At 48.6% G+C, this 9,364-nt stretch carries 10 protein-coding genes and 1 pseudogene; 9 read left to right on the top strand and 2 right to left on the bottom strand.

The window, feature by feature from the left end:
- Window positions 1-127 precede the first annotated feature (127 nt).
- Window positions 128-1,738, top strand: a complete 1,611-nt coding sequence (gene mobQ / locus HED67_RS15280; RefSeq protein ID WP_330656598.1) for a MobQ family relaxase — start codon at window positions 128-130, stop codon at window positions 1,736-1,738.
- A gap of 77 nt (window positions 1,739-1,815) precedes the next feature.
- Here mobQ and HED67_RS15285 read toward each other — a convergent pair whose 3' ends face one another.
- A complete protein-coding gene (locus tag HED67_RS15285; RefSeq protein WP_117545677.1) occupies window positions 1,816-2,235 on the bottom strand; it encodes a nuclear transport factor 2 family protein in 420 nt (139 codons plus the stop codon).
- Between the two features lie 89 nt (window positions 2,236-2,324).
- Here HED67_RS15285 and HED67_RS15290 point away from each other — a divergent pair, with 89 nt between their 5' ends.
- The 8 genes and pseudogenes from HED67_RS15290 to HED67_RS15325 all read left to right on the top strand — a co-directional run bounded on the left by HED67_RS15290 (window position 2,325) and on the right by HED67_RS15325 (window position 8,308).
- A complete protein-coding gene (locus HED67_RS15290; protein WP_221718818.1) occupies window positions 2,325-4,226 on the top strand; it encodes an AAA family ATPase in 1,902 nt (633 codons plus the stop codon).
- Window positions 4,227-4,311: 85 nt separating this feature from the next.
- Window positions 4,312-5,814, top strand: a pseudogene (locus HED67_RS15295) (VirD4-like conjugal transfer protein, CD1115 family); the annotation flags it as partial.
- Window positions 5,807-5,989 (top strand): hypothetical protein, encoded by a 183-nt coding sequence (locus HED67_RS15300; RefSeq protein ID WP_221718819.1) that lies wholly within the window; start codon window positions 5,807-5,809, stop codon window positions 5,987-5,989. The pseudogene HED67_RS15295 and the gene HED67_RS15300, both read left to right, overlap by 8 nt.
- A complete protein-coding gene (locus HED67_RS15305; RefSeq protein WP_221718820.1) occupies window positions 5,986-6,150 on the top strand; it encodes a hypothetical protein in 165 nt (54 codons plus the stop codon). The genes HED67_RS15300 and HED67_RS15305 overlap by 4 nt, the downstream gene beginning before the upstream one ends.
- A 242-nt stretch (window positions 6,151-6,392) precedes the next feature.
- On the top strand, window positions 6,393-6,551 hold the full coding sequence (locus HED67_RS15310; protein ID WP_221718821.1) for a Maff2 family mobile element protein: 159 nt from the start codon (window positions 6,393-6,395) through the stop codon (window positions 6,549-6,551).
- 155 nt (window positions 6,552-6,706) lie between these two features.
- Window positions 6,707-6,979 carry a helix-turn-helix domain-containing protein gene (locus HED67_RS15315; protein ID WP_002593556.1) on the top strand — a complete coding sequence of 91 codons (273 nt, stop codon included), beginning with the start codon at window positions 6,707-6,709 and terminating at the stop codon, window positions 6,977-6,979.
- The gene (locus tag HED67_RS15320) at window positions 6,939-7,316 is read left to right on the top strand and encodes a TnpV protein (protein ID WP_005335912.1); all 378 of its coding nucleotides are present in this window, start codon (window positions 6,939-6,941) and stop codon (window positions 7,314-7,316) included. Before HED67_RS15315 ends, HED67_RS15320 begins: the two co-directional genes overlap by 41 nt.
- A 29-nt stretch (window positions 7,317-7,345) precedes the next feature.
- Window positions 7,346-8,308 carry a DUF3658 domain-containing protein gene (locus tag HED67_RS15325; protein ID WP_005601707.1) on the top strand — a complete coding sequence of 321 codons (963 nt, stop codon included), beginning with the start codon at window positions 7,346-7,348 and terminating at the stop codon, window positions 8,306-8,308.
- A gap of 61 nt (window positions 8,309-8,369) precedes the next feature.
- On the opposite strand, the gene HED67_RS15330 is transcribed toward HED67_RS15325, so the two are convergent.
- Window positions 8,370-9,176, bottom strand: a complete 807-nt coding sequence (locus tag HED67_RS15330) for a helix-turn-helix domain-containing protein (protein WP_008372835.1) — start codon at window positions 9,174-9,176, stop codon at window positions 8,370-8,372.
- Window positions 9,177-9,364: the final 188 nt, after the last annotated feature.

Raw genomic sequence — 9,364 nt, forward strand, 5'->3', positions numbered from 1 at the left:
AGGGCGCACTTATACACCCTTGCGGGCGTGTGCGCTCTGCCGAGGGCTTGTCGGCACAGAGAGAAAGCCGCTTGCTTCCCCCTCTGACCGACATTGGCGGCTTTGCCGCAACAAGGGGCTGCACCCCTTGCGCCGCTTTGCGGCTATCCCTGCACACCCACAAAAACAGTACACCCGCCGTTGGCGTCTGTACTGTTTTTGCGGGTTTTATTATCCTATCCGGGAGGTGATACCCATAGCCATTTACCATTGGAACATCGGCATTGTGAGCCGAGGAAAAGGCAAATCAGCCGTTGCCGCAGCCGCCTACCGAAGCGGCGAAAAGCTGACAAACGAATGGGACGGAATGACCCATGACTACACCCGCAAAGGCGGCGTTGTCCATACCGAAATCATGCTGCCGCCCCACGCGCCACCCTCATTCTCTGACCGTTCAACCTTGTGGAATAGCGTGGAACTTTATGAGAAAGCCGGGAACGCCCAGCTTGCCAGAGAGATTGACGCGGCGCTCCCCATAGAATTATCCAGAGAGGAACAGATCCGGCTTGTCCGGGAATACTGTTCCTCTCAATTTGTTTCCAGAGGAATGTGCGTTGATTTTGCCATTCACGACACCGACAAAGGCAATCCCCACTGTCATATCATGCTTACCATGCGCCCCCTTGACGAGCGCGGCACATGGGCAGCGAAATCCAAAAAGGAATATGACCTTGACGAAAACGGCGAGCGTATCCGCTTGCCAAGCGGCAGATACAAAACCCACAAAGTTGACCTTACAGGCTGGAACGACAAGGACAACACCCTCTTGTGGCGCAAGGCGTGGGCTGACTATACCAACGACTTTTTGGAGAGAAACGGAAGCCCGGAGCGTATCGACCACCGCAGCAACGCCGAGCGCGGCATAGACGAGATACCCACCGTCCACATGGGCGTGGCGGCTTGCCAGATGGAGAAGAAAGGCATCGCCACCGAGAAAGGCGAACTGAACCGCAGTATTCAAAAGACAAACCGCCTTATCCGGGAAATCCGGGCGCAGATTGGGAAGCTCAAAGAGTGGATTGCCGACCTGTTCAAAGCGCGAGAAACCGCCCCGGAACAGCCGCCGCAATCTCCCAACCTTGCAAATCTGCTGATGAAGTATTTGAGCGTTCAGAGAGAAAAGAGCCGGAAGTATTCGCAGCGTTGGCAACAACAGCACGCAGCCGATGAACTGAAAACCATAGCGGCGGCGGTCAACTATCTTTCCGAGCATAGTATCTCGACCCTTGACGAGCTGGACGCCTCTCTTTCCTCTGTCAGTGATAAAGTCTATTCAATCCGGGAGGGAATGAAAACCGCCGAGCAGCGCATGAAAGAGCTGCAAAAGCTGATAGAGAACGGCGAGAATTATTTACAGTATAAACCCATTCATGCCGAACTGAAAAAGCTGAAAAACGGCTGGACGAACAAACGGGATAAGTATGAGGAAGCCCACCGCGCCGAGCTGACCCTATGGAACGCAGCAAGCCGCTATCTCCATGCAAATCTGACGGATATAAAGATGCTGCCTATCTCCAAATGGAAACAGGAATACGCCGACCTCAAAGAGCAGAGAGATACCGACTACACCAAACTGAAAGCTACCCGCACCGAGGTTGCCGAGCTTCAAAAAATCCGCAGGTGCGTGGATATTGCACTCCGCGCCGACCAACCGGAGCAGGCACAGACCCGCACCAAGCTGCACGAACAGGAGCGATAAAGAAAAGGACGGGCAAGCTACTTTGCCTGTCCGTCCTAAGTGTTTTCCGATAAAATGGACGCTATTGATTCCTAATATTAAAACCAACTTGCTCTTTCGTCCCTAAATTCGGGCAGGTCACTATGCTCATAAGGATTATAATTATTCAAATTGCAGCCAAACTCTTTCAATGATTTTATTTTATTATCCTTTGTCCATTCAACCAGGGAAATTCCATCAAATTCCTCTATGCTCCCATTGTTCATTTCATTTTTGAAATACCACTCCACAATCGTCTGATTTCCTTTGTGGAAAAATTGTTTGATTTCCCAAACAACGACTTTGCCACGAGTATTCCATTCCTGAAACCAGTGTTTTACGATTTGACGGTTATTATATTTTGGACTCCAACTTTCAGTATAAATTACATCTTCTGCAAAAATATTATCAATACCTAAGTCCTGTTTTGTAAGCCACATTTCAAACCATAAGTGAATAATTCTTTCTCTTTCATTCACAATCCAGCACCTCACTAACTTCCGATTTTTCGGTTTCATTCTACATCAAAACTATGAACAATTCAACCACAGAAAGAGAGGTATCAACCATGTATTACACCCAAGAACAGATAGACCACGCCAACCAAGCCGACCTTGTTTCTTTTCTGCAAGGACAGGGCGAGCAGCTTACCCGCGCCGGAAATGAATACCGCTGGAAGCGGCACGACAGCTTGACCGTCCGGGGAAACAAATGGTACAGGCACAGCCAGAGTAAGGGCGGCGCACCCATTGATTTTGTCATGGAGTTTTTCGGCAAGAGCTTCACCGAAGCCGTTGAACTGCTGACAGGAGAAAAAGGCGCAGCACCGCCGCCGGACAGACCAAGCTCCGCGTCCATTTCTGACTTCCGACTGCCACCCCGCAGCCCCGACAACCGCATAGCGAGGAACCACCTCACAGCCGCCCGCCGCATTGATGAAGATGTGACGGGCTTTTTCTTTTCCACCGGCGATATTTACGAGGAAGCCGCCCACCATAACGCAGTATTCGTCGGCAGAGATGAAAGCGGCATACCGCGATACGCCCACCAGCGCGGCACAGCCGAGAGTTTCCGGCTTGATGTGAAAGGCAGCGACAAAGCTTTTAACTTCTGCTACCGTGGCGAGGGCGAAAGATTGTTTGTTTTTGAAGCCCCGATAGACCTGTTATCTTTCCTCTGCCTGTTCAAAAAGGATTGGCAAAAGCAAAGCTATCTTGCGTTGGGCGGCGTGGGAGAAAAAGCCCTGCTGCGTTTCCTCTCTGACCGTCCGAACATCAAGACCGTGTACCTCTGCCTTGACAGCGACCAAGCCGGAAGCGACGCTTGCAGCCGCCTTGCAGAGCTTGTGCCGGAGGGCTTGACCGTCCACCGCCTTGTGCCGCTTTACAAGGACTGGAACGAGGTATTGCAGCACCGGGCAGAAATTGCGGACGGGAAGTATTTGCGGGAAGCGGTCTACGGCTTGAAAGAGCCAACCCAGGAAGAAACCGTTGAGATTATCCGAATGAGTGAGGTTGACACGCAGACCGTTGAATGGCTATGGGAGCCGTATATCCCCTTTGGGAAAGTAACCATTGTGCAAGGCAATCCCGGCGAGGGCAAGACCACCTTTGCCCTACGCCTTGCCGCCGCCTGCACCACCGGGGGAACGCTGCCGGGAATGAAGCCCTTGCCGCCATTCCAAGTAATTTACCAGACCGCCGAGGACGGTTTAGGCGATACCGTCAAGCCCCGTTTGATAGAAGCAGAAGCCGACCTTGACCGCGTGCTTGTGATTGATGAAGCCAAGCGGGAGCTTACCCTCTCCGATGAGCGCATAGAAAAGGCAATCACGCAGAACGGGGCGCGGCTGATTATCCTTGACCCCATACAGGCGTACATGGGCGAAAAGACCGATATGAACCGGGCAAACGAAGTGCGCCCCATGTTCCGCCGCCTTGCCGATGTTGCCGAGCGTACCGGGTGCGCCGTTATCCTTATCGGGCATTTGAACAAAGCGGCGGGCGGTCAATCAGCCTATCGCGGTTTAGGTTCTATCGACTTCCGGGCGGCGGCGCGGAGCGTCTTACTCATTGGGCGCGTGAAGCGCGAGCCGAATGTGCGCGTAGTCATTCACGACAAATCTTCCCTTGCGCCGGAGGGCAAGCCCGTTGCCTTTTGCCTTGACCCGGAAACAGGCTTTTCATGGATAGGCGAATACGACATCACCGCCGACGAGTTGCTGTCCGGCGCGGGCGGCAACACCGCCACCAAGACTGAGCAAGCCGAAAGGCTGATACTTGACCTGTTGGCAGACGGGAAAGAGCTTGCCAGTGAGGACATTGTAAAAGCCGCAGCCGAAGCCGGAATATCCGAAAGGACGGTACAGAACGCCAAGCGCAACATGGGCGGCATTTTAGGCGCAAGGCGTGTCGGCGGTCAATGGTACAACTTCATCAAGAAGAAGCAACCACCCGAACCCGCAAGCTGAAAGTGCAAAACGCAGACCCTTTGTACTTTGCACTTTCGCACTTTCACGATAATTTGCGTCAATAACTCAAAAAAGCACTTGACAAAACGCTTCATGGGGCAACGCCGAGGACATCAAGCCCTATATTGACCCGGTATTTGAAAACAACGTGCTTCTGACACAGACTGAACGGCTGATGATGAGCAGCCGCCCGAAGCAGCCAAAGTACGCAAGGAATAAAAATATCCTTGTTATCGGAGGAAGCGGCAGCGGCAAGACCCGCTTTTTCGTCAAACCAAACCTCATGCAAATGCACAGTTCCTACGTTGTGACCGACCCGAAAGGCACGGTTTTAGTCGAGTGTGGAAAGCTCTTGCAGCGGGGCGGCTACCGGATAAAGGTGTTGAACACGATAAACTTCAAGAAATCCATGCGGTACAATCCCTTTGCCTATATCCGCAGCGAAAAGGATATTTTGAAGCTGGTAAATACCATTATCGCCAACACCAAAGGCGACGGGGAAAAATCCGGCGAGGATTTTTGGGTGAAGTCGGAACGGCTCTTTTACTGCGCCCTGATCGGCTACATCTGGTATGAAGCCCCGGAAGCGGAAAAGAACTTCACGACGCTGCTTGAAATGATAAATGCGTCGGAAGCCCGCGAGGACGACCCGGAATTTCAAAGCCCCGTTGACCTCATGTTTGAACGCTTGGAGGAAAAAGACCCGGAGCATTTTGCGGTAAGGCAGTATAAAAAATTCCTGCTGTCCGCCGGAAAGACAAGAAGCTCTATCCTCATTTCCTGCGGTGCCAGACTTGCCCCGTTTGACATACGGGAACTGCGCGAGCTAATGGAAACCGACGAAATGGAGCTTGATACCATAGGCGACCGCAAAACGGCATTGTTCGTTATCATTTCTGATACGGACGACACCTTTAACTTTGTCGTGTCTATCCTCTACACGCAGCTTTTCAATCTCTTGTGTGATAAAGCCGACGACGAATACGGCGGCAGGCTTCCCGTTCATGTGCGCTGTCTGCTTGACGAGTTTGCGAATATCGGACAGATACCGAAGTTTGAAAAACTCATTGCCACTATCCGAAGCCGTGAAATCTCCGCGTCTATCATCTTGCAGAGCCAGTCACAGCTAAAGGCAATCTACAAGGACAACGCCGATACCATAGTCGGCAACTGCGATACGACCCTGTTCTTGGGCGGCAAGGAAAAAACGACGCTCAAAGAAATGTCGGAGCTTTTGGGGAAAGAAACCATTGACAGCTTCAACACTTCCGAAACCCGCAGCAATCAGAAATCCTACGGCTTGAACTATCAGAAATTAGGAAAGGAACTTATGTCACAAGACGAGATCGCCGTTATGGACGGAGGAAAATGTATCTTGCAGCTACGCGGTGTGCGTCCGTTCTTTTCGGATAAGTACGATATAACGAAGCACCCGAAGTATAAGTATCTTTCCGACGCTGACCCGAAGAACGCCTTTGACATGGAAAAGCATATCAAACGCCGCCCCGCTATCGTAAAGCCGGACGAAGCCTTTGACTACTACGAAATCGACGCAGACGATTTGACCGGGGACACAGACCATGAGTAACGCAGAAAACAGACCGCATTTGCGGCTGATTGTCACAGAACAGCCTGCAAAGCTGCACCGGGAGGAAATGCAGCGGCAGGCGGAACTAAAACAGTTTATCGCAAGGTGCGAAGCCCTGTATGAAAAGAACCGGGCAAAATCAAACATCATTTATTTACAGGAGGACAGACCATGAATAAACGTATCAAAAAGAAAGTCGCAAAACGGCAGATGATAGCAGCCATACGGGGAATTGTGGAACTGGCGCAGGAAATGGAACGCCGGGAGGAAGAACGCAAACGGCGTTATGTAGAAGCCTTTGAGCAATACTATCTGACCCACGCAAACGCCCGATAATCCGGGAAAGGAGGTTGACCCCATAAAGACAGTAAATACCGGCTACATGGTACGCGCCCCTACTTGGACGCAAAAGCGGCAAAGTGCCGCAGACAATGACAACTGAATACCGCCGTGCCGCAGCACCAACGCCGCACGGGGACTTGCCGCCTATCAATCTGACAGGCGGCTTTTTTCATACCAAAAACCAAACAATCAAAATTTTTTACAGCCGCAAAAGCGGCAGAAAGTGAGGATATCATATGGCATTTTTCAATTCTGCAATCGACGTTTTACAGACCCTTGTTATCGCACTTGGCGCAGGCTTAGGCATTTGGGGTGTTATCAATCTGCTTGAGGGCTACGGCAACGACAATCCGGGCGCAAAATCGCAAGGCATGAAGCAGTTCATGGCTAATTAAAGGGAACAAAAAGAAAGGGAATGCACAATCCAGACGGTATCAGCGGCAGGCTACAAGAATAAATTGTGATTTCACAAGATTGGTGTTATAATAAGAGAAAAGTTCCTGCCGGGGCAACCGCCCCGGTGGTATGGATAGAAAGGCAGGAAAACAATATGCACATCAGCTATAAACCACTCTGGCACACACTGTTAGAGCGTGATATGAGAAAAGAGGATTTAAGGCTTGCTGCTGGTATGACAACAAATATGATTGCCAACATGAGCAAAGAGGGAAAGCACATCAGCATGGATACATTAGCCCGTATCTGTGAAACTCTGAATTGTGAGATTACTGATGTGATTGAGTTAGTACCAGACGAGCCTGCTTCCACAGGAGGTAAGGAACATGAGCGAATTGAAACCAAGAATAACGGAAAACGGAATTGATTATATCCTTGTCGGAGATTACTACATTCCAGGCTTGAAACTGCCGGAGGAACACCGCCCTATCGGAAAGTACGGACGAATGCACCGGGAATATTTAAGAGAAGTCCACCCAGCCAGATTGAATACATTGATACTGACCGGAGAATTGTTGACATATCTTGCAGACCTGAATGAACAGGCACAAAAACGGTTAGACACTATCATGGAGCAGATGAAAGCTACCGAGGGCGTGACAGAGGAATTGAAGTGTACCCGACAAATGGAATGGGTGCAGCGTTGCAATAACATTCACAACAGGGCAGAAGAAATTGTTTTGTATGAGATGATTTATTCATAACGGGAGCAATTAAATCGGAGGTATATAAGATGATTGAAATTGTATTTGGTGAAAGTGCCTGTGGAAGTTTGAAAATTGCCCAAACTTACGGCAAGGGAAAGTATAGAGGAAGTGCTGTTTCAATATTTATGAGGCACGAAGACGGGAGTGTTCCATCTTCAGATGAAATGAAAAAGGCACAGCTTCAAGCACAGGAACAAGAACGCATTGCTTGGGAGAATGCTATTCCATTGGGAGGCAAGAGCAGTGATGTTTATTGTTTTGATATGGTTCTTAGTGTGGGAGATATTTCTGATAATGGAATTGGCGAACAGCGGAAAAATATTTTCAAGAAAATGCTGTCTGTCTGCTTTGTAGAGGATTTAGATTATCAGGTTGAAGAAAAAATACAGAAAATTAAAACTACATTGACCTCAGTGATTGAACGATATGTAGCTGGGGAAGAAATTCGCATTTGGTATAGCTATAATCCAGATGAGCTTTGTGGTATGTATTGGCTTATGAAACAACTTCAACCATTAAACTGCCAGACAACAATTTATTTGGTTAAGTTACCTACATGGGAATATGGAAAAGAAAATACTATGACATCCAAAATAGCATGGGGCGAGGTGTCTCCTGGCGAATGGGGAAACTATATAACTCTACAAGAGAAAGCTAATCCTGTATTTCTTTCAGCTTGTACTATGAAATGGAATCAACTTCAAAATGAAAATGCACCTTTGCGTGCAATGTTAAATGGTAAATTGCAAAGCGTTTCAGAAGATATATATGATAGTTTCATTCTTCGTGAAATTGCGGAACAGCCAGAGCAATTCAAAATGGCTATTGTCATAGGTAATGTTTTAGGAAAATATCAACTTGGAATTAGTGATGTATGGATTTCCAATCGCATTGATAAAATGCTTGAAGATGGTGTGTTGGAAATTATACAGGACGCACCAAAGGGAGAAACAAATTATCGCCGAATATTAAGAAAACGAATGAAATAATAACCACAGCACAAACCGCTGCTACATGGAATCCAACAAACCATGCAACAGCGGTTTTCCTTTACCGTTTTTTCCTCTGGCTGATAGGCGTTCCCATTTTCTTTGATTTTTTGAGAATACGAATGAACCAGCGAAATTCTTCTTCTGACAGGTTTTTATAGTTGATACCAAGCTGCTTGCAGTAAAGGATAACCAGTTTTTCATCTCGACTGCCCTTGAAATTTTCGACCGCTTCCAGATTTTCTTTCAGTTCATCGGCAACGGTAGTTTGGGGCGCACTCTCGCTGTCCTTTTTGTGGAATTCCCGAATATCCCGGATAATCAGGTTGAGGTCATCCAGAACCATGTGACTGAAATACTCATCATCACTGATATGTGCGGCTTGCAGCACCTTCAAATGCGGGTCATCTTCGCCAGGGCGATACCGTTCAATAATTTCATGCCGGACGGTATCAACAAGGGAGTTGAGATTTTGGATTTGCATGGTGGCAATCCCGTCCACATAAATCTCAATGTCCGCAAGAAACTTGATAAAGTCCTTATGGGTGGCAAGTTCGCAGAGCAGACGGTTGTTAATCCGACCGCTTTTCAGCAGTGCCACCATCTCATCGTTCAAATGCAGCTCCGTCAGTGGCGTGTTGATCTGCTCCCTGTTCTCTGTCCGGCACAGCAGATAATCGACGGAAACCCCATAGAAGTCTGCCAGCGTGATAAGGTTGCCATGATTGATTTCCTTATAATCCTCTTTTTCATAACTGCCAAGGGCTGATTTAGAAATGCCCGTCAGCTTTGATAGTTCTTCCAGATTTAAGCCTTTGTCTTTGCGGAGTTCCCAAAGGCGTTCCTGTATGCTTGTTGCAACTTTCATGGGCGCACGCTCCTTTCCGGTGGTTTTATTTCTGCCGTTTAACTGGATTATATCACACTTTCCGCAATCGTGGAAATTTCTGATTTTCCCCCTGATTCCTACTTTGTGGATATACGGCACAGGGCACAAAAATGTTCTATGATACAGGTAGTTCATCGATGGATTATTCCAATCGAATGACCAGCCTG

It is taken from the genome of Pseudocoprococcus catus (assembly GCF_019734885.1).
GTDB classification, from domain to species: Bacteria; Bacillota; Clostridia; order Lachnospirales; family Lachnospiraceae; genus Coprococcus_A; species Coprococcus_A catus.

What these genes read in the sequence shown, in the direction of transcription:
- HED67_RS15310 (WP_221718821.1), top strand. Translation starts at nt 6,393, where the DNA reads ATGGCATTTTTCAATTCTGCAATCGACGTTTTACAGACCCTTGTTATC.
- HED67_RS15330 (WP_008372835.1), bottom strand. Translation starts at nt 9,176, where the DNA reads ATGAAAGTTGCAACAAGCATACAGGAACGCCTTTGGGAACTCCGCAAA.
- HED67_RS15290 (WP_221718818.1), top strand. Translation starts at nt 2,325, where the DNA reads ATGTATTACACCCAAGAACAGATAGACCACGCCAACCAAGCCGACCTT.
- HED67_RS15320 (WP_005335912.1), top strand. Translation starts at nt 6,939, where the DNA reads ATGAGCGAATTGAAACCAAGAATAACGGAAAACGGAATTGATTATATC.
- HED67_RS15305 (WP_221718820.1), top strand. Translation starts at nt 5,986, where the DNA reads ATGAATAAACGTATCAAAAAGAAAGTCGCAAAACGGCAGATGATAGCA.
- HED67_RS15325 (WP_005601707.1), top strand. Translation starts at nt 7,346, where the DNA reads ATGATTGAAATTGTATTTGGTGAAAGTGCCTGTGGAAGTTTGAAAATT.
- HED67_RS15315 (WP_002593556.1), top strand. Translation starts at nt 6,707, where the DNA reads ATGCACATCAGCTATAAACCACTCTGGCACACACTGTTAGAGCGTGAT.
- HED67_RS15300 (WP_221718819.1), top strand. Translation starts at nt 5,807, where the DNA reads ATGAGTAACGCAGAAAACAGACCGCATTTGCGGCTGATTGTCACAGAA.